Source organism: uncultured Pedobacter sp. (genome assembly GCF_913776295.1).
In the GTDB taxonomy this organism is placed as follows: Bacteria; Bacteroidota; Bacteroidia; order Sphingobacteriales; family Sphingobacteriaceae; genus Pedobacter.
This window is the reverse complement of record NZ_CAJYOJ010000087.1, coordinates 62,273-82,126: the sequence shown is the minus strand read 5'-3', so window position 1 is coordinate 82,126 and position 19,854 is coordinate 62,273. Positions and strand designations below refer to the sequence as shown.

General features: G+C 36.5%; 16 protein-coding genes. 15 read left to right on the top strand and 1 reads right to left on the bottom strand.

The annotated features are described in order from the left end of the window. The first annotated feature begins 7 nt into the window (after positions 1-7). The 15 genes from QZ738_RS20605 to QZ738_RS20535 all read left to right on the top strand — a co-directional run bounded on the left by QZ738_RS20605 (position 8) and on the right by QZ738_RS20535 (position 16,425). Positions 8-715 carry a cytochrome c oxidase subunit 3 gene (locus QZ738_RS20605; protein ID WP_293790239.1) on the top strand — a complete coding sequence of 236 codons (708 nt, stop codon included), beginning with the start codon at positions 8-10 and terminating at the stop codon, positions 713-715. 25 nt (positions 716-740) lie between these two features. Further along, positions 741-1,094 (top strand): cytochrome C oxidase subunit IV family protein, encoded by a 354-nt coding sequence (locus QZ738_RS20600; protein ID WP_090498434.1) that lies wholly within the window; start codon positions 741-743, stop codon positions 1,092-1,094. Next, on the top strand, positions 1,094-1,789 hold the full coding sequence (locus QZ738_RS20595; RefSeq protein ID WP_293790235.1) for an SCO family protein: 696 nt from the start codon (positions 1,094-1,096) through the stop codon (positions 1,787-1,789). The genes QZ738_RS20600 and QZ738_RS20595 overlap by 1 nt, the downstream gene beginning before the upstream one ends. A gap of 72 nt (positions 1,790-1,861) precedes the next feature. Continuing rightward, positions 1,862-2,404 carry a DUF420 domain-containing protein gene (locus QZ738_RS20590; protein ID WP_293790232.1) on the top strand — a complete coding sequence of 181 codons (543 nt, stop codon included), beginning with the start codon at positions 1,862-1,864 and terminating at the stop codon, positions 2,402-2,404. A gap of 212 nt (positions 2,405-2,616) precedes the next feature. Beyond that, positions 2,617-3,216, top strand: coding sequence for an RNA polymerase sigma-70 factor (locus QZ738_RS20585; RefSeq protein ID WP_293790229.1), 600 nt, complete (start codon positions 2,617-2,619; stop codon positions 3,214-3,216). Between the two features lie 61 nt (positions 3,217-3,277). Beyond that, entirely contained in the window at positions 3,278-4,438 is a 1,161-nt protein-coding gene (locus QZ738_RS20580) for a FecR family protein (RefSeq protein WP_293790226.1), read from the top strand. Between the two features lie 344 nt (positions 4,439-4,782). Next, the gene (locus QZ738_RS20575) at positions 4,783-8,412 is read left to right on the top strand and encodes a SusC/RagA family TonB-linked outer membrane protein (RefSeq protein ID WP_293790223.1); all 3,630 of its coding nucleotides are present in this window, start codon (positions 4,783-4,785) and stop codon (positions 8,410-8,412) included. 13 nt (positions 8,413-8,425) lie between these two features. Continuing rightward, a complete protein-coding gene (locus QZ738_RS20570) occupies positions 8,426-9,886 on the top strand; it encodes a RagB/SusD family nutrient uptake outer membrane protein (protein WP_293790220.1) in 1,461 nt (486 codons plus the stop codon). A 14-nt stretch (positions 9,887-9,900) separates the two neighbouring features. Beyond that, positions 9,901-11,289 (top strand): substrate import-associated zinc metallohydrolase lipoprotein, encoded by a 1,389-nt coding sequence (locus QZ738_RS20565; protein ID WP_293790217.1) that lies wholly within the window; start codon positions 9,901-9,903, stop codon positions 11,287-11,289. Positions 11,290-11,291: 2 nt separating this feature from the next. Then, positions 11,292-12,662 (top strand): DUF4302 domain-containing protein, encoded by a 1,371-nt coding sequence (locus QZ738_RS20560; RefSeq protein ID WP_293790214.1) that lies wholly within the window; start codon positions 11,292-11,294, stop codon positions 12,660-12,662. A gap of 380 nt (positions 12,663-13,042) precedes the next feature. Further along, positions 13,043-13,864 (top strand): hypothetical protein, encoded by an 822-nt coding sequence (locus QZ738_RS20555; RefSeq protein WP_293790211.1) that lies wholly within the window; start codon positions 13,043-13,045, stop codon positions 13,862-13,864. 102 nt (positions 13,865-13,966) lie between these two features. Next, positions 13,967-14,239: a hypothetical protein gene (locus QZ738_RS20550; protein ID WP_293790208.1), complete on the top strand. Its 273-nt coding sequence runs from the start codon at positions 13,967-13,969 to the stop codon at positions 14,237-14,239. A 4-nt stretch (positions 14,240-14,243) separates the two neighbouring features. Further along, complete coding sequence (locus QZ738_RS20545) at positions 14,244-14,642, top strand: DUF983 domain-containing protein (protein ID WP_293790205.1); 399 nt, start codon at positions 14,244-14,246, stop codon at positions 14,640-14,642. Between the two features lie 127 nt (positions 14,643-14,769). Next, positions 14,770-15,435: a DUF2461 domain-containing protein gene (locus QZ738_RS20540; RefSeq protein ID WP_293790202.1), complete on the top strand. Its 666-nt coding sequence runs from the start codon at positions 14,770-14,772 to the stop codon at positions 15,433-15,435. Positions 15,436-15,585: 150 nt separating this feature from the next. Further along, positions 15,586-16,425 (top strand): OmpA family protein, encoded by an 840-nt coding sequence (locus QZ738_RS20535; protein ID WP_293790199.1) that lies wholly within the window; start codon positions 15,586-15,588, stop codon positions 16,423-16,425. Positions 16,426-17,090: 665 nt separating this feature from the next. Here QZ738_RS20535 and QZ738_RS20530 read toward each other — a convergent pair. After that, positions 17,091-19,682, bottom strand: a complete 2,592-nt coding sequence (locus tag QZ738_RS20530; RefSeq protein WP_293790196.1) for a hypothetical protein — start codon at positions 19,680-19,682, stop codon at positions 17,091-17,093. Positions 19,683-19,854 lie beyond the last annotated feature (172 nt).

Below are 19,854 nucleotides of genomic sequence, written 5' to 3'. Positions count from 1 at the left end.
TTTCCAAATGAATGCAGTATCACAATTAGATCAAGTTAAAACCGGGCCATGGAATGGTGGCCGTTCTCCGTGGTCGGTAGAATATGGTAAAATCATGATGTGGTTTTTCCTTTTATCAGATGCTTTTACTTTTTCATCTTTATTGATCTACTATGGCGCTCAGCGTTTTTCTAAATTAACATGGCCAGATCCGGATTTGGTTTTCCAGTCTATTCCTGGTATTAAAGATACAGGCGCACCATTAGTATTTGTGGGTATCATGACCTTTATCCTGATCTTAAGTTCTGTAACCATGGTTATGGCAGTTGAGGCCGGACATCGTCGTGCAAAAAAAGAAGTGATAGGCTGGCTGGTAGCTACTATTATCTTTGGTTTTATGTTCTTGGGTTGCCAGGCTTTAGAATGGACTCACCTGCACCATGAAGGTTTCTGGTGGGGAACTATTCCTTCGGCTGAAGAATTGAAACACTTATTTGACGGGCCAGTTTCTTTGGTTGCTGCACAACAGTTTGCAAACTTATTCTTTACCATCACTGGTTTTCACGGCTTCCACGTATTTAGTGGTGTGATGATTAATGTGATTATTTTAATCATGACGATTAATGGCACTTTCGAAAAAAGAGGCCATTATTTAATGGTTGAAAAAGTAGGTTTATACTGGCACTTTGTAGACTTGGTATGGGTGTTTGTATTTACATTCTTCTATTTGGTTTAATTTTCAATTTATAAAAATATTTAATATGTCACAACATTCGCATTTAGAAGAAGGACACGAGCATGGTGAACATGCCGGAATGGATAAAGCAAAAATCTGGAAAGTAGCAGGTATTTTAACTTTAATCACCGCAATCGAATTTATCATAGCATTATGGGCTATTCCTGGCGGACATATTCCACAACATGTGGGTAACTATATCTATATCGCATTAACTTTGGTAAAGGCATTTTATATTGTAGCCTATTTCATGCACTTGAAGTTTGAAAAATTAGGCTTACAGTTAGCCCTAACCGTGTCGTTCATTTTCATTATTTACTTTATTGTCTTAATGCTGATAGAAGGTGGGTTTTTAAACATCCACATGATGAACCATTAATGAAAAGAAACCCGATAAAAAAGGTACTAATCCTGGTAAGCATTTTAGCTATACCGGGATTTTTGTTTTTTTACTTATTGCCACATTTTGCCAAAAACCGGTATAAGAGTTTACCCATCTTTGGGAAAAAAATAGTGGCCACTACCTTCCACAGCGTAAAGGGAAAGAAAATCCCGGATACCATTTATCATGTTGTTCCTGATTTTAAACTGATCAACCAGCACAACGATACCGTCAGCTGGAAATCATTTGAGAATAAGATTGTAGTCCTGAACTTATTCTACGCCGGAGCCAGAAACCAACAGGCTAATCAATACATCAAGCAACTTTCCGATAGCTATGAACAGAAACCTTTGGTTAAATTTGTAAGCCTGTCTGTTGATCCGGCCGATATAGATAGGCTCAAGAACATTGCTGCTGATTTTAAGGCCAGGGAAGGGAAATGGGATTTTTTGGCAGGAGATACTGCGCAAACTTATCCGTTAATCAGGCAAGGTTTATTACTCGATGTGGTATCTGATGAGGGCAAAGAAAAAAGCAGCTTTATATTTAGTCATAAAATAGTGCTTATAGATAATTTACATCGCATAAGGGGTATTTACGACGCCGATAATGCTGAGGCGAATGCCAGGTTAGAGGATGAAATAAAAGTGCTTATTGCCGAGTATTTGAGGAATGTTAAAGATGGTAGGTAGTCTTAAGTCGGGAGTCCCAAGTCTATAGTCGGTTTTAAAATAACATAATAACTATAAAAAGATTTAATACTCATGGAAAATAGTCCGATAGAGAAAAAATATAGCAAGTGGATCATTATTCTTTCCATTTTTATACCGGTAGCTGTAGCTTTTTTATTTGTGGTAAAGCTAAAAGATCTGGGGATCAATGCGCCTGCTCTGCCGTTCTTACCGCCAATATATGCCACCATCAACGGAATTACTGCCGTATTGCTGGTTGTTGCGGTTTGGGCAATAAAGAATGGTAAGATACAATTACACCAAAATTTGATGAAAACAGCCATAGGTTGCTCTTTATTATTTTTGGTGATGTACATCGCCTATCATATGACCACACCTTCAACTAAATTTGGAGGAGATGGAGCAATAAAATATGCCTACTTTTTTATTTTATTGACGCATATCTTATTGTCAATTGCCATTATTCCTTTGGTTTTGGTTACTTATGTAAGAGCACTGGCCGAGCGTTTCGATCGTCACAGAAAAATTGCACGGATTACATTTCCGCTTTGGCTTTACGTTGCCATAACCGGTGTAGTGGTTTATTTGATGATTTCGCCATATTATCAATACTAATTAAATAAAAGACCGTCGAAATATAAATAAAGCCTTAACTTAAAAATTAAGGCTTTATTTTTTTAATACATTTTTAGTTCACAAATTTACTAATCTGTATATTTGATTATAAAGTTGTATTGTAGTTAAGCTAAATAGTTTTAGTTTTCCGTATCTTTTAATCTATCATAAGCCCTTTCAAAATAATTACAGGGTGGTTAACAAACTATTTTATGGCGGTAAGTAATGTGGATAAAGAGCGTACCCTGATTCATAAAATTGTGGAGGGAGACGAACAAGCATTTTCTGTTTTGTTCTTCAAATACCTTCCTGTGCTCCACATTTTTGCCTCAAAATTTACAAAATCTGACGATGCCGCAGAAGAGATCATTCAGGACGCCTTTTTAAGGGTATGGCTAAATCGCGATAAACTGGCAGAAGTAGAGAATGTAAAAGCCTATCTGTATAAATATGTTGCTAACGAAAGTTTAAGCTATCTGCGAAAAAAGTTAAAAGAGGAGCGGGTTGTTGATGCATTTATGGCCAAACAGCCTGATAGTCATAACAATACGATAGAAACCATTAATTTGAATGAAGTAACAAGAATTATTGCTGTTGCTATCGATAAATTGCCCGAACAAAGAAAAAATATCTACCAGTTAAGCAGGCGTGATGGTAAAACTATCCCGGAAATTGCAGAAATACTCCATATTTCGCCCAGCACCGTAAAAAATTCGCTCGTAATTGCTTTAAAATCCATCCGTACCCACCTTGATCAGCATGGGATAGTATTCTTTTTTCCAATTGTTTTTGTTTTTTTGAAAATAAAATAAAAAAAAGTCATATTCCGATAGTCCTAATTTTCTTTTGTTGCTTCTTAGTATCAGAATCTTTATGGAAGAACGTATACATTATCTGTTAGAACAGTTTACCGCTAAAAACTTAAGTCAGTCTGAAAAAGAAGAGCTTTTGGTTTTGGTAGAAAACAGCACGTCGTTACTTTCTGATGAAATTGTGAAAATGATTATGTCGGAAGAAGAACACGCAGTTAATGTGAATGAAGAAAAATGGAATCCTGTTCTGCATAAAATTCTCACGGTAGATAAACCAGCGCGATCGCCGAGGCGGATTTTAATGAACAGCTTAAAATGGGCTGCCGCGGCCGTGGTGTTTGTTGTGTTTTCTTTCACGGCCTACCTTTCTCTGCAGAAGAAGAAAGAACATGTTTTTACTACCGATGTAGCACCTGGAAAAAATAAAGCTGTGCTTACCTTGTCTGATGGGAGGAAAATCTCGCTTTCCGACGCGATGAAAGGCGATATAGCAAAAGAAGCCGGTTTCTCGATCACAAAAACTGACGACGGCCAGTTGGTTTACCATATTGCCGGATCTGAAAATGTAAACGATGATCGGTTAAATACCATTTCGACCCCAAACGGTGGCGAATGGCAAATTAAGTTGCCAGATGGTTCTACTGTTTGGTTAAATGCAGCCTCCTCCATTCAATATGCATTAAACATTGGTGCTACAAAACAGCGTGTGGTTAAATTAGATGGGGAAGCTTATTTTGAGGTAGCTAAAGATACTGTACACCCCTTTATTGTGGAAACCGATAAACAGGTTGTTGAAGTGTTGGGTACTCACTTTAATATTAATAGCTATAAGGATGAAAAGGTAACAAGAACTACGCTATTGGAAGGTAGTGTGCGGGTTTCTCACAAAAATAACAATGAAAGCGAAGTGCTGAAGCCTGGAGAACAATCGCTGGTAACCAATTCGGGCATAGATGTAAAAGAAGTAGATGTGGATGAAGCGATTGCCTGGAAAAAGGGTTATTTCATGTTCAACAACGAAAAACAGGAAAGCATTTTACGCAAGGTGGCCCGATGGTATAATGTAGAAATAGAATATGCCGATCCTGAGGCCAAAGAAGTAATGTATTACGGAACAGTAAGCCGCTTCGAAAAAATATCTAAAGTACTTAGAAAATTTGAACAGACCGGCCAGGTTCGCTTTGATATTAAAGACAATAAAGTGATTGTCTATAAAGAATAACGAGTAAAAAGATGAAGAAGTAACTAACCTTTATCTATAAAATAAGAAGCAACTAATTAATCAACCATAACCTAACAACCATGAATAAACTTCGACAAAACTCCTGACGATCCAAAAGTTGAACGCATAAAAAAGGAGTGCTTGTAACACCCCTTTTCATATCTGTTCAGCTATTCCGTAAACCGGAATCGATTAAAAATCAATTATTTCTTGGATAACCCGCGAAACGCAATTATGCGTCCAAACTTCATTGCGCTTCGCACAAAAAAACAGACTATTAAATGTACAAAATTTATATTGAAATTTTATGTACGCACCGACGCTACATACCTAAATTGCTACTCATGATGAAGTTAATTACGGTTGTTCTGCTGGCCTCGTTAATGCAGGTAAGTGCAGCTTCATTCGGACAATTGGTTACATTAAAGGAGAAGAATGTAACATTAGAGAAAATGTTCAGGGAAATCAGACAGCAGTCTGGTTATGATGTATTATTATCGACCAATACTATTAAAACTAGTACTATTTTAAATGCAAATTTTAGTAATGCAACCATAGAGGAGGTAATGAATAAAATTATTTCCGGAAGGGATCTAACCTATACTATTGAGGATAAAACTATTTTGATCAAACCAGCCGGGAAATCTATTTTAGATAAAGTAATAGGCTATTTCGTAGCCGTAAAAGTTTCAGGTAAAGTAAGAGATAAAAATGGCGCGGCATTGCCTGGGGTTAGTGTAAGGGAAAAAGGAGTGGCCAACGCGGTATCCACAAGTAATTCTGGTGATTATACCATCTCTGTAAAAGAGGGGGCAGTTTTAACATTCAGTTATATCGGATATAAAACACTGGAAGTTCCTATTGGTACCAGAACCGTTATCAATGTTACTTTGGAGGAAGATGCAGCGGATTTGAAAGAAGTGAATGTCGTTTCTACGGGTTATCAGCAGTTAGATAGAAAATTATTTACTGGATCTGCTACACAGGTAAAGGCAGCAGATGCACAGCGTAACGGAGTTCCAGATATAAGCCGTATGCTAGAAGGACAGGTTGCTGGAGTTTCGGTACAGAATGTATCAGGTACTTTTGGAGCTGCTCCTAAAATCCGTGTACGTGGCGCTACTTCAATCTCTGGTGATAACAAACCGCTTTGGGTAGTGGATGGGATTATTCTGGAAGATGTGGTGAATATTTCCAATGATGCATTATCAACTGGTGATGCCAATACTTTAATCGGATCTTCTGTTGCTGGTTTAAATCCGGATGACATTGAAAGTTTCAATATTCTAAAAGACGCGGCCGCTACAGCAATGTATGGTGCGCGTGCAATGAACGGCGTAATTGTAGTGACTACAAAAAAAGGACGTCAAACAGAAGGTGCCCCAAGAATTAGCTATTCAGGTAATTTTACTACCTACTTAAAGCCTAATTATAATCAATTTGATGTGTTGAACTCAGCTGATCAAATGTCGGTAATGATGGAGATGCTGAATAAGGGGTATTTTCAGCATACGTCAGCTTCAAGAGGTGCAGACGGGGGGCCTTTTTACAAAATGTACAATGCCTTATATGATTATAATGCCGCAACGGATACCTATGCGTTAAAAAACACGGCTACAGATCGTGCCCAATTTTTAAACAGATATGCTAACGCCAATACCAATTGGTTTGATATATTATTTAAAAACTCGCTGTTACAAGAACATTCCATGAGCTTTTCTTCAGGTACAGAGAAATTTCAAACCTATGCTTCAACTTCTTATTTGCACGATAATGGCCAGACTATTGGAAATAGTGTAGATCGTTTTACGGGTAACTTAAGATCAACCTTTAAAATGAGTAATAAGCTGAGTGGTGAATTCATCATTAATGGGTCTATCCGCGATCAAAAAGCACCGGGAACATTAACCCGTAATTCGGATCCTGTATATGGCACTTTTTCAAGAAATTTTGATATCAATCCCTATTCTTATGCCTTAAATACGAGCAGGGCAATGACTGCTTATAACGAAGATGGGAGCCTTGAATATTTTAACAGAAACTATGCTCCTTTTAACATCTTAAATGAACTGGATAATAACTATTTAGAATTAGGGCAGATTGATCTCAAAATACAGGGGGGATTGAAGTATAAAATTATTCCTTCTTTAACTTATTCTATTGATGGTGCTTATAGATATGCCAAAACCGACCGTAAGCATTATATTAAAGAAAACTCCAATATGGCTTTGGCATTTAGAGCAGCTCAGGATGCTACAACTGTAGGTGATAATCCATTTTTATATACTAATCCAGAAGACTTAACTAAGTTACCGGTGGTAACGTTACCGGAAGGGGGATTTTATAATGTTACTTATGATGATTTAAAAAATTATTACTTCAGACAGAATCTAGAGTTTGATAGGAAATTTAATGAAAATCATCACTTAAACGTTTTTGGATCAATGGAGGTCAGATACATAGATCGCCAGAATTCTAAATTTGATGGGGTAGGCTATCAATATGACAACGGTGGAATTGTTAATGCTAACTATCTGTATTTCAAAAAAGCTCAGGAATCTAATGCACCTTATTATAGTATGGGATATGGTGCAGATCGTTTTGCAGCGTTTGCTTTAAGAGCAGCATATTCATATAAAGATAAATATAGCTTCAATGCTACAACAAGGTATGATGGTTCGAATTTAATGGGCAAAAGCCGAACAGCCAGATGGTTGCCAACATGGAACATTTCAGGTGCTTGGAATGTAGATCAGGAAAGTTTCTGGGTCGAAAACCCTGTATTGTCTTCAGCTAGAATCAGAGGTACCTATGGTTTGGTTGCAAATATTGGTAATGCAAATAATTCGGGTGCACTTTTTTATAATAGGCTAAGTAGAAGACCTTATGAAAATGAGAAAGAAACCCTTACCTATATTTCAAGTCTGGCCAATACCGAATTAACCTGGGAGAAGTTAAAAGAAGCTAATTTAGGTTTTGATTTAACATTTTTTAAAGACAGGGTTAATTTAACCGTTGATTTATATCAGAGAAATATTTATGATTTAATCGGACAGATTAAAACATCGGGTATTGGTGGAGAATATACAAAAGATGCTAATTATGGTAAAATGAAAGCTAAAGGTATTGAGTTTACTTTAGGCGGTAATGTAATTACCAATGGTGATTTTAAATGGAGAACTCAATTTAATACCGCTTACAACAAAAATGAGATCACAGAATTACAGAATACACCAAGAATCCTTGATTTGGTTAGTGACAACGGAGGTTCAGTGGTTGGCTATTCGCAAGGTGGCTTATTCTCAATTCAATTTGCAGGTTTAGATCATAATTTCGGTTATCCATATTTCATTGATGAAAGTGGTAGAAAAAACACTTATGTATATCTGCAAAGTACTAAAGTGTCAAATTTAAAATATGAAGGGCCAATTGATCCAAAATTAACAGGAGGTTTTTATAATCAATTCAGGTATAAACAATTCAGTTTATCTGCTTTATTCACTTTTGCAGCAGGAAATTATGTGCGTTTGGCTCAAGAGTTTTCTTCTAGTTATCCAGATATTTATTCTATGACTAAATCAATGCTAAACAGATGGATACAGCCTGGTGATGAAGCCTTTACGAACGTTCCCTCAATATTGGATCCATATACTGCTGCAAGACTAGTTACTGACGCTACAGGGGCAACTACCTCAGCTGTTTATCCATACAATATTTATAATTTTTCAACAGAAAGGGTAGCAAAAGGTGATTTCATCAGGTTTAAGCAAATATCGTTAACATATGATTTGCCTAAAAAAATTACATCCAAACTAAACATGTCTAATGCATCTGTATCTTTTGTAGGGAACAACATAGCCTTATTATATTCTGATAAAAGATTAAATGGACAAGATCCTGAGTTTTTTGGAAACGGTGGTGTAGCCTTGCCAATACCAAAACAATATACATTATCATTAAAGGTTGGATTTTAAAAGATATTTTATTATGAAATTTAATAAATTAAAATACGCTGCTCTTTTTGGGATTGTTACTTTAGTCTCATGTAACAAATATTTAGATACAGCACCTGACAATAGAACTGAAATTAATTCGGTTGATAAAGTGGCACAACTAGTAGCTACAGCATATCCTGAAGGAGATTATTATACTTTTGCAGAGGCTGCTTCTGATAATGCTGAAGATAAAGGCTCTGGAGTTGGGACTTTATCTGATGTTTCAAGCAAGCCTTATTACTGGGACGACGTTTTAGGTGCAGACAGAGGTTCGCCATCTAATTACTGGAACACCTGCTATCAGGCTATTTCGGCTGCAAATCAGGCACTTGAAGCTATTGAAGCCAATAACTTTGGCTCACCAGCACAACCTTATAAAGGTGAGGCTTTAGTAGCAAGAGCCTATGCACACTTTATGTTAGTAACATTTTATGCAAAAGCATATGTGGTTGGTGGAGCAAATGATTCTCCGGGTGTTCCTTACGTAACAAGTCCTGAAACTGTTGTAATTAAAAAGTATGACAGGGGAACAGTTGCTTCCACTTACGAAAAAATTGAAAAAGATTTAACAGATGGTTTAGCGTTACTTTCTGCTTCTGCATATAAAGTTCCAAAATATCATTTTACTCCTGCTGCAGCACATGCATTTGCCTCCCGTTTTTATTTATTTAAAGGTGAATGGCAAAAAGTAGTAGATCATGCTTCTTTAATTTCAACTGAAAACTTCGCCAATATCATCAGGCCTATTAATGGAGCTTTATATGATATGAGCTCGGAGGATTTTCGGGCTGCTTTTACCCGTTCAGATCAGAAATATAATCTATTATTAATCAATTTATACTCCAGCTATCAGCGTTTAACTTCACCAAGATATGGTTATGGCGAAACTTTAGTCAAAATGTTTGGTACCGGTACCAATATCACAGGTAAGGCATTTGCAAATAAGATTCTTTTCTACACAAAGCCAAGTTATACTACCTATAAGTATAAAGAATACTTCTATGTAACAAATCAGGTTTCAAACATTGGTATTACTTATTTAATGTCCCCTGCACTTACAACTGATGAAGCTTTAATGAACAGAGCAGAGGCCTATGCCCGATTAGGTCAATTTGATAAATCGCTAACTGATATCAATACAGCTCTTGCGGCTTACGTTAGAGGATATACACCTAGTGATGCTGCTACTTTAGCTAAAATTGCAACTTATTACGGAATTGCTGATCCTAAAGATGGTTTAATAAAATTGATCTTAGATACCAAGAAAGCTCAATTTCTGCAGGAAGGTATAAGATGGTTTGATATTCTCCGCACCAGAATGACAGTTAAGCATAACATTATTGACGCTCAGGGTAACGAAACATTTATCGAACTAAAGGCTGATGATAACAAAAGAGTATTTCAAATTCCTGAAGAAGCAAAACTTTCTGGTGTACCATTAAATCCTAGATAATTAATAAGAATATTATGAAAAGATATTTAATAAGAATATTAGGATTGTTTCTGTTGTTTATAACAATACAATCCTGTAAGAAAGAAGATTCAGCTAGCATTGATCTAACAAAGTATGTTGATAATCCGGTAGCCAATGCCACATTGGATAGCTGGTTGAAAACCACTTTCCTGGATCCTTACAATATGGACGTGATTTACCGTTATAGCGATTTTTATAAAGATAACGATAAAGTGGTTAGTCCAGCAAATCCTGCAAAAGTGCAGCCGCAGATGCAAACTGTATTGGAAGGTTTTATTGATCCATATAAAAAAGTAGCAGGTATTCCATTTATTAAAAAAATGCTGCCAAAAGAATGGGTACTATATGGTTCAGGAGCTTACCAAACTGATGGATCGATGATTTTGGCTACTGCATCCGCAGGAAAGCGTGTTACCATCTATGATCTAAATAATTTTGATGCAAGTAATGCAGATGCTGTAACCAGAAAGTTAAGAACTATTCATCACGAATTTACGCATATTTTAAATCAACTGGTTGCAATGCCGACAGATTTTCAAACGATTACGAAGTCGACTTATAATGCAACCTGGACAACTGTAGCAGATGCAACAGCGAGAGATAATGGTTACGTAAGTCCTTATGCCTCAAGCCAGCCAGGAGAAGATTTTGCAGAAACTACATCACATTTATTAGTACTGGGGCAAGCCTGGTTCGATGCAAGGGCAAACGCTTCTACTGCGATAGGTAAAGCGGCATTAAAAGCTAAAGAAGCGAGTGTAGTTCAATATTTTACTATCAATTTAGGAGTTGATTTTAGAGCATTACAAAGGGAAATTCAGAATGTGGTTAGAAATACTTATAAGCTACCTTCGGCAGGTTTCCCTTATTGGATGGGTCAAAATTTATTTAAAACAATGACCATAAATTTAGAAGATCCGCTTTATACTGCGAATCCAATGTCCACAGAATTTACCACAGCATATAATAATTTTAAAGCTGCTATTTTGGCCTACAGTAGTACCAGTAAATACCACTTGGATTATGTGCAATTTCGCTTTGAGTCTACTACAGCATTAACGGTAAGAGGTGCATTTACTGCAGCTGCCGGTGGTACACAGTTTTTCGCCGATTATACATTTTCATATACTATAAATGCTACTACCGGCGCTGTAACATTCACTAAAGTTGCACAGGCTGGCACTACGGGTAGTTACGCGAATGCGGCTCTGTTTACGGCTGGCTTTACAAGTTCTATACAAGCCTATTTAACAGGGAAAACTTTTATAGCAGACTGGATGCCTAAAACAATAGATAATACAAATTTTAACAATTTTGGTGGTATGTACGTAAACGGAGCACCTACTAATTACTTTTTCGGTTCACTAGGTCAAACATTATAATGATGAAAAGAATATTATATTTATTTATGATTTGCCTGGCTATGGCAAGTTGTAAAAAAGATTCTTTTGTTTCTGATTTTGATCAGAAGCCAGAGGAGAGAATGGCTGAATCCATTGCTTCAGTTACCAATACATTAACTTCTGCGCCTAATGGCTGGATAGCAACTTTACCCACAAATGCAGGTGGTGCTTACGGATTTTATATGGCATTTGATGAAAATCAAAATGTTACGATGTATGCTGATTTAAATGATAATACGGCAAAAACACTTGGGAAGTCTACATTTAGGGTGAAGTCTGTTTTAGGTACCGAATTAATATTCGATACTTATAATTATATTTCAATGCTGGCCGATCCTAACAATAGTGTTTTTGGTGGAGCTGGTAATACTGGTTTCAAAAGCGATGTCGAGTTTACATATGTCCGCTCTACGCCCGATAGTATATTTTTTATCGGTAAGGCTTATCGCCAAACCCTGGCTATGGTGAAAGCTACTGTTGCTCAAAAAGCAGCATATACTGCCGAAGGTCTGAAAACATCTTCAGATAAGCTTAAGTCATTTTTTGCCACTACGCAAAATCCTTATATTGAAGTGGGTACTGGAAGTTCAATGGTTAAGGCCGGATTAAGTGTTAATTTTACCAATGTTTTGGCGAGCGGCAAAAGAACTACCTTAACTGGTATATTGGCCGATGGTAAAACAGTGGTTTCTGCTACCAATAAAATAGCGTTAACAACTGACGGGATTTCAATGACTTCTGGAGGATTGGTTTTTCAAGGTGTTACGCTGGTTAAGGTTGCCTGGAAGGATGCAAATACGCTTGCCATGTATGATACTACAGGAAAAGAGTACATTATCAAATCAAGCCCTATACCATTAACTCCACTACCACTGTTATTTGGATACCCAACTAGCTATGCTTATAGGAAAATTAGTATTGGTGGCACATCTCCAATAGCTGGAGGAGCCATGTTACCAAGTGGAGTTACTTCTCAATTTAATGCGATTTATCAGGCGTTGGTAAATAGGTTGGCTGGCTTGCCTCAAGCCAGAACAATAGTAGGACTCAGCTTTGCTTTAACAAGCAACAGTACTGCGGTAGTGAATATCAGCCCGAATAATGGTACCACAACTTTTAGTGCAAATGCAACATTTAATTATTCTATAACTGACGGAGTAATTACTTTAACAAATCCTGTTTATGACGGTAACTGGACTGCGCGCGGGACTGAATATGACGGTATTAAAAATTTCTTTTTATCAGGGCCATTTAAAATTGACTGGGTAACAAGTACTAATACCAATGTTGGATTAATTGGTGGCCTTTACCGCACAGCTGATGTGAGTTCATTTATGTATGGTACTTTGTAAAGCAATAACTTCTTAAGTTTAATCTATCTCTCCCAAATCCCTTGCCTTAAAGGCAAGGGGTTAAATTGAGAAGAATATTAAAATGATAGTATAAAACTAATAAAGGTCATTTGAAATGATGAGCTTTATTTGGCATAAATATTAACAATAATTAAAAATCAAAATAATTAGTAATAATTGTAATTGGTATGACATAAATTAAACTATTATTTCACTATCTAAAAATCAAAAAACTAATCTATCTAACGCTTTTATTTACTTTAATAATTATTAATGGTTGTAAAAAATAACAAATCATTAATAATAAAACGTCTGCACACAATAATGATTTATCAATTAAAGATAATACAAGGATTACTTTAGCTCTATCAAATTTAAGTTTGAATCTGCAACCTTTCGATGATTTAACTCCAACTGATGTTCAGAATTTAGACGAACTACAAGCGAGCCAGTTAATACAGTCCACAGTTGAATCAGGAACTACACTATATAATAATTTGATTGATCAGATTGTTGGAACTCAAGAGTGGATTACGCTTACTTATGAAGAGCAAACTTATATTCTAAATTTTACTCCACAGCAAAAAGCAATGTTGGCCATATTATACGAAGCAGCAAATAATTCTGCAGCAACAGGAGGTACTCCTAAATGGGTGCATTGTGCATTGGCTGCACTTGGCTTTAACCAAGCCTATACCTTGTTTGCGAGTGCATTTACTACAGGAATGACAGCATCTCCGTCTAACATATTATTCGTTTTTTACTTGTTTGTGAGTGCATTTACTACAGGAATGACAGCTACAACAGCACTTCAAGCATTGAAATTTGTTGGTGTGAAATATTTAGGATACATTGCTCTTGCTGTCGCTGTTGATGAGTTCATAGAATGTGTTAATTCAGATGAAGGGATCCCAAGACAGCTAGTTGCTAAGCAATTAGATTCTTATCTATTACCATTGCCACTTAATCCGGTACAATTATATTGTACAAGTCCGGAAGCTGTTTTAGATACCGTAAATGATCTTTGGTTAGACACTACTATTTTTCAAAACTCTGCAAATAATAAATATTACGCAGATAGTAGTTATACCACATTTGTGCCAGATGGTTATTATTCTATTGGTAATAATACTTCTGGTTTTATTATTTATAGAATTGTTGATGGGGTAAGCATCGCTGCATATACAATCGAATCAATATAAACTGAAATTGCCATATCTTCAAAACCTCGCCCTAAAAAGCGAGGCTTTTTTATGACATAATTTTTAAACCCCTCCAGGCGTTTATGCTTATATTTGTAAACCATGAAGAAGAAAGCAATTTATATCCTGTTTGTATTGGTATTTACCTTTGCTATAACCCCCAATGTTAATGCACAATGTTCCATGTGTACCATTAATGCCGAACAGGGTGTAAAAAATGGCAATACACAAACTGCGGGTTTAAATACAGGTGTGTTGTATCTTTTATCCCTTCCTTATTTAATGGCTGTTATTGTTGGCGTGGTGTGGTATAAAAAATACCGTAAAAAGAATATTCAGCTCAATATGAAAAAAGAACCTTTTAATTTAAATTAAAAGTATGTCTGATCAAACGACCTCAAAACTCTATGCCATTGTACATTGTAAATGCCCGCATTGCCGCAGGGGAGATATTTTTACGGGCAGTATGTACGGTTGGAACATTCAGCACACCAAAGAAATCTGCGGACATTGCGCACAGCGGATAGAAATTGAACCCGGTTACTTTTATGCAGCCATGTATGTAAGCTATGCCATGAATGTGATTGAAATGCTTTTGGCAAGTTTTCTAACCTATTTAATTTTTGGCCCGCTTACTGATGAAACTTTCTGGCCTTACCTGATTGTAATTTTTACAGGTTGTTTTGTACTGTATCCCTTCAATTACCGTTATTCGAGGATCATATTGCTTCATGTTTTATCGCCAAATATTAAGTATAAGCCCTATTACGATAAATAGGTTAACTGTTTAAATCGGTTAACTGTTGGTTTGGTGGTTAGCGATAAGCGTTTGGCGACGGTTAAACAAAACAATAATTTGGCTATTAAACCAATGGCTACTGAACTAATGATCAAATGCACCCTAAATGATGCTAAAAAAAGAAACTCTCCAGTTTATAAAAAACGTAGCGGAAAATAACAACCGCGAATGGTTTGCCGCTAATAAACAGTTGTATGAGGCTGCAAAAGCTGATGTTTTGGCATTGGTGACCATACTCATTCCCGAGCTGGCTAAGGTAGATCCATTGCTTTCAGCAGAGGGAGATCCTAAAAAAAGCCTGTTGCGCATTTATCGCGATGTGCGTTTCAGTAAAAATAAAGATCCCTATAAAAATAACTTCGGTATCTGGTTTTCGGCAAAAAGCAGAGGAGGCAACGAGCCGGGTTATTATCTGCATATCCAGCCTGGGAAAAGTTTTCTTGCCGGCGGATACTGGATGCCTGAGGCACCGCATTTAAAATTGATCAGACAAGAAATTGATTACAATATAGACGATTTTAAAGAGATTGTTAATGGAAAAGATTTTAAGAAAAACTTTAAACTGGGCTTTGATAATGCCCTAAAAAATGCGCCGAAAGGCTATGATCCTGCAGATCCGAACATCGAGTTTTTAAAGCTGAAAAGTTTCGAAGCCACTCAAAAAATTGATGACGAAGAATTTTTAACACCAAACCTCGTTAATAAGTTGATAAGTTCTTTTAAAACTGTACAACCTTTAGTTGCATTTTTACGGAATGCGATAGAGCAGTAGACAGTTAACGGTTGTCAGTTTACAATAAATAAAACCAATTATCAGAATTAATTTACAAGCCTCAATCCTGATACTTGATACTAAATACTTGCTACTAAATACTTGCTACTAGATGTCTGCTACTACATACCAACCCTTGAAATTTTAAACATGAAAAATACCTTCCTTGCCTTTGCTATTCTCCTCTTTTTTTCTTCATTAACTTCCTGCGTAGTATTATCTCCTAAAAAGTATAAAGCCTTATTGGGAAGTAAAGACTCGCTTTATACCGCGTTTAATGAAAGTTTAATCAAGATCGAAAACCTTGAAAAAGAGGTTTCACAATTGAAAAAAGATACCACATTGATGGCTGAAGAGCTTCGCGATCTACAGGATAATTACAATACCATTGATGCAAACTACAAAAAACTTAAAAACAATTCTTCAACTGAAATTACCAAGTTATCAGGAGATCTGGCTGCCCGTGAGAAACGTTTAAAAGAAGTGGAAGAGGTGCTGCGCAAACGCGATGAAGCCACCAACTCACTTAAAGAAAAACTTCAGCAGGCCCTGTTGGGATTTACCAAAAGCGGTTTAACGGTCGAAATCAAAAACGGCAAGGTTTACGTTTCGCTAACCGATAAACTTTTATTCCCGTCGGGAAGTATCATTATTGATGAAAAAGGCAAACAGGCTTTAACACAATTGGCCAATGTATTAAAACAGCAGCCGGAAATTAATATAGCAGTAGAGGGCCATACCGACAATCAGAAAATAAATAACCTGGGACAAATTAAAGATAACTGGGATTTAAGTGTATTGAGAGCTACTTCTGTGGTGCGTTATTTAACTGAGAACGAGAAGGTAGAAAGTGTAAGGATGACAGCTACAGGTAAAGGAGAATTTCAGCCGTTAGGCTCTAACGCAAATGCAGATGGAAGAAGTAAAAACAGAAGGATAGAAATTGTGCTTTCCCCTAAGCTGGATGAGCTTTATAATCTGATAAAATAGCCATACTGGAGAAATGCAGATGCATCTACAATGTATACAGGCTTTGCACTTCAAATAAGTAAGTTTGATATATCGGTAATGGAGAAATAAAAATTATTTGAAAATGATCGGTTAGTGGTTTTTGGCGGCCTTTAGTCCCGCTTTGCGCTTTACTCCGTTGCACTCCGTGTTCGCTTCAATCGCGTTTAGAAACAAAGTCTTCTGCACCTGGTAACGCTACAAATGAAAGGCTGCATTGGCCAACTAGCCCTGGTTGGAGCGGTTACCCTGCAGCAACAAGGTACGAGGCAGCGAAGCGTAAAAGCGAAAAACGGAATGGAATTTAGTGTTGAGTACAAGCCTTGCGCTCCATAAAAAAGTAATTTATTTTAGAATAAGGAAATTATCGCGCTGTGGTTCTTGGCGGACTTCGGTCCCGCTTTGCGCTTTACTCCGTTGCACTCCGTGTTCGCTCAATCGCGTTTGGAAACAAAGTCTTCTGCACCTGGTAACGCTACAAATGAAAGGCTGCATTGGCCAACTAGCCCCGGTTGAAGCGATTACCCTGCAGCAACGAGGTACGAGGCAGCGAAGCGTAAAAGCGAAAAACAGGAGGGAGTTTGGTGTTTATTACAGGCCTTGCGCTACCATATAAAAACATACGATCTGAATGAATCCAACCTTTATTACAGGTTTTGATGCCGGCGATAAGATTTTAAAATCTTAAAGGTATGCTCGAATTCCTGGCTGCTGAGGTTGGAATAATCGGGCATAGAGAGTTTATGGGCTGTTAAAAAGTTGAGCAGTTCTTTAATTACGTTAGATACTTCCTCTGATTCTTCGGTATGTTTTAATATATCGATCTTGCTCAATAATAACGCGATTTCGAACATCTTAAAATTATTCTTTTTCGTAATGTCCAAACCTATATTTGTTTCTATAAGCGCTTGTTCGTAATGATGGGTGGCATTATAAAAGTTCGCCTTAAAAATATTAAAGCTGGCTAATATAAAATTGGTATAGTAGGTATAGTTGCTGCTGATAATTTTATTTACGAACTGTATAATGCGCTGCGCTTTTTTAAAATAATTGAGTTTAATATAGGTTTGCCCTAGGTGAAGCAATAAAAATGGAGAGAATACCGAATGTCTGACATAAAAAATATTCGGATACTTATGCAGGATAGCCATGATAAAACGGTGGCATTCTGCATAACTTTTTTGAGAAAATAAAGCGATTAGGACCAATCGGTAAGAAAGTATTTCGGCAGAAGTAATTTCTTCATTTTTCTTTGGCTTACTCTGATCGATCTCCTTGCAAAGTTTTATGATTTTATCTTCGAGGCTTTTACTTTCGTTAGGTTTGTTATTCAGACTGTTATGGAAGTAGAGAATTAAATCATAGGGGTTGATCGGGAACAGTTCGTTTAATCTTTTATAATTTCTTTTAAGCAGTTGCATAGTGTTGGCTAATGCCACTTTGTCTACATCGATAAGATTTACATTGCATTCTATTACATGCAGCATAATCTGAATGTCTTCATTCAGTACGTTCTCCGAAATGGTCCGGATGGCTTCTCTGTACAGGTTGCTCATGGTTCTTCCTGTAGCCATAATATCGATAAAATCTACACCAATACTCAACTTATTAAAATTGCCGTTGGGTTTGCTAAGCTCGTATTTCGATACATAACAGATGAAATCGAATGCCCCGTTTTTTTCGCGGTTGGAAAATGGCAGTTTGAAAATATTTTTTAAAGCAGCAATTTCGTTGCGGTTGATACAAAATCTGATAGACCAGTTCAGGATATGGTCTCTTTGGGGACTTTGATCAGAGAAACTTTTTAGAATGTGTTCAAAAAATTGTTTATCAGGCTTATAGTCAAATTTATCAGTAATTTGTATGAATAGAAAGTAGGTGTAAATGTCATTATTTAAAAAGCGGACGATCTCTGTAGGAATGCTTGTGCTTAACCTTTTTTCTTCAATGATAATGCCCGCGTTCAGAAGTTCTTCGTACGCATCGGGATAACAATTGATGTAGCTGAGTATTTTTTCTTTAGAAACCCTTAACTTTCTGTTACCTTCTGAAATGCAGTCACTTATTTTTTTAAGCAAAAATATCTTTTCGGTACTTTTTTTTGCCAGGAATACGCGTTTTTCTAGAAAGTAATTAATCAATTCATAACATAATAAAGGATTGTTCAGCTCAAGTTGGTGGTTTTCATCTTTGAGCTTGAAAAAAACCTGTAGCCAGAAAGGCGTTTTAAATTGGGTTAAAAGGGGCGAACTCACATCTGCCCGGTTGATAATTTTATTTTCTAAATGGCTTAAAGTGTAAAGTATCTCATCAATATTTAATGGTGGTACGTTACTTAAGGTTTCCTCATCATAAAATAAGCCCGTATACCAGGCTTTAGTTAAAGATGCAGAACCATAAATGGCCGGCTGAAGATTGATCCAGGTATCTGTTCGCAGGCCAAATATGAGTTTAACAAAACTATTTTCTTCTATGCTGTATAAAAAGTCGATAAATATTTTAAAATAATGGCTTTTGGCTAAATGTTCATCAATACCATCAACAATGATAATAAAGCGGCCCTCCCGCTTTTCAGGATTTTTTTTAAAGAAACTGATCAGCTCACTAAGGCTTCCGAATTTGAATTCTTTTAAAAACCAATCTTTTAAAGTATCGCTGCTTTGGATGATGGTATTAAGACTGGTAGAGTTGATCAATAACACAATGTCATTTTTGTAAAGGGCATTCTCTGAGAGGAAAAAATACTCGACCATATGTGCTAGCAGTATCGATTTTCCCTGTCCAGGCTGCGCACTTACCGTTGTAAACTGGTAGTTGTTTTTTAAGAAATAATCAAAGTCCGGATAAAAAAAACTTCTGTTAGCGGTGGCATTAAACGGAACACCAGAATTATTTTTTTTGGCAATTAATGATACTTCTGTAATGGCATGTGCCTTAAGCTTTAAATCCTGCCAGATGCTTTGAGCAGAGCTTGTTTGATTTTCCTTGTCCTTACAGAATGATTCCCAATCGTTATAACCTATGTATTGCGAAAGGCTATTTAATGTAAATAGCGAAAATTTATGTAAGGTGTTTGCAAAGCCAAAAAAACGTTTGATCGTTGTTTCGCTTACATAGTTTTTAGTTTCCTGATATACGTATTCAGAAATAATCTTACAATGAGCCGGGTCGATATTTCTCAAACCAGATTTTATGAGGACAAACTTCCGGAGTTCGATAAGGAGATCGTTAGCATTCATGAATTAACAGATGGGATGACTAACGCTAATGTCATCATAATTTAACAATTGAGGAAATCTATTCACTAAGAAAGCCCGGTATGAATAAAATGAATGAATGGGGCGGAATAAAAATGAATAGGAATGGATAAGATAGGTAGCTATTTCAAATTTAGATTTGTCATGGTTATAT

Excerpts from the sequence above, each read along its gene's own strand:
- QZ738_RS20580 (WP_293790226.1), top strand. The coding sequence starts at position 3,278 with ATGGAAGAACGTATACATTATCTGTTAGAACAGTTTACCGCTAAAAAC.
- QZ738_RS20590 (WP_293790232.1), top strand. The coding sequence starts at position 1,862 with ATGGAAAATAGTCCGATAGAGAAAAAATATAGCAAGTGGATCATTATT.
- QZ738_RS20595 (WP_293790235.1), top strand. The coding sequence starts at position 1,094 with ATGAAAAGAAACCCGATAAAAAAGGTACTAATCCTGGTAAGCATTTTA.
- QZ738_RS20570 (WP_293790220.1), top strand. The coding sequence starts at position 8,426 with ATGAAATTTAATAAATTAAAATACGCTGCTCTTTTTGGGATTGTTACT.
- QZ738_RS20540 (WP_293790202.1), top strand. The coding sequence starts at position 14,770 with ATGATGCTAAAAAAAGAAACTCTCCAGTTTATAAAAAACGTAGCGGAA.
- QZ738_RS20530 (WP_293790196.1), bottom strand. The coding sequence starts at position 19,682 with ATGAATGCTAACGATCTCCTTATCGAACTCCGGAAGTTTGTCCTCATA.
- QZ738_RS20600 (WP_090498434.1), top strand. The coding sequence starts at position 741 with ATGTCACAACATTCGCATTTAGAAGAAGGACACGAGCATGGTGAACAT.
- QZ738_RS20535 (WP_293790199.1), top strand. The coding sequence starts at position 15,586 with ATGAAAAATACCTTCCTTGCCTTTGCTATTCTCCTCTTTTTTTCTTCA.
- QZ738_RS20575 (WP_293790223.1), top strand. The coding sequence starts at position 4,783 with ATGATGAAGTTAATTACGGTTGTTCTGCTGGCCTCGTTAATGCAGGTA.
- QZ738_RS20565 (WP_293790217.1), top strand. The coding sequence starts at position 9,901 with ATGAAAAGATATTTAATAAGAATATTAGGATTGTTTCTGTTGTTTATA.
- QZ738_RS20550 (WP_293790208.1), top strand. The coding sequence starts at position 13,967 with ATGAAGAAGAAAGCAATTTATATCCTGTTTGTATTGGTATTTACCTTT.
- QZ738_RS20545 (WP_293790205.1), top strand. The coding sequence starts at position 14,244 with ATGTCTGATCAAACGACCTCAAAACTCTATGCCATTGTACATTGTAAA.
- QZ738_RS20585 (WP_293790229.1), top strand. The coding sequence starts at position 2,617 with ATGGCGGTAAGTAATGTGGATAAAGAGCGTACCCTGATTCATAAAATT.
- QZ738_RS20560 (WP_293790214.1), top strand. The coding sequence starts at position 11,292 with ATGAAAAGAATATTATATTTATTTATGATTTGCCTGGCTATGGCAAGT.
- QZ738_RS20605 (WP_293790239.1), top strand. The coding sequence starts at position 8 with ATGAATGCAGTATCACAATTAGATCAAGTTAAAACCGGGCCATGGAAT.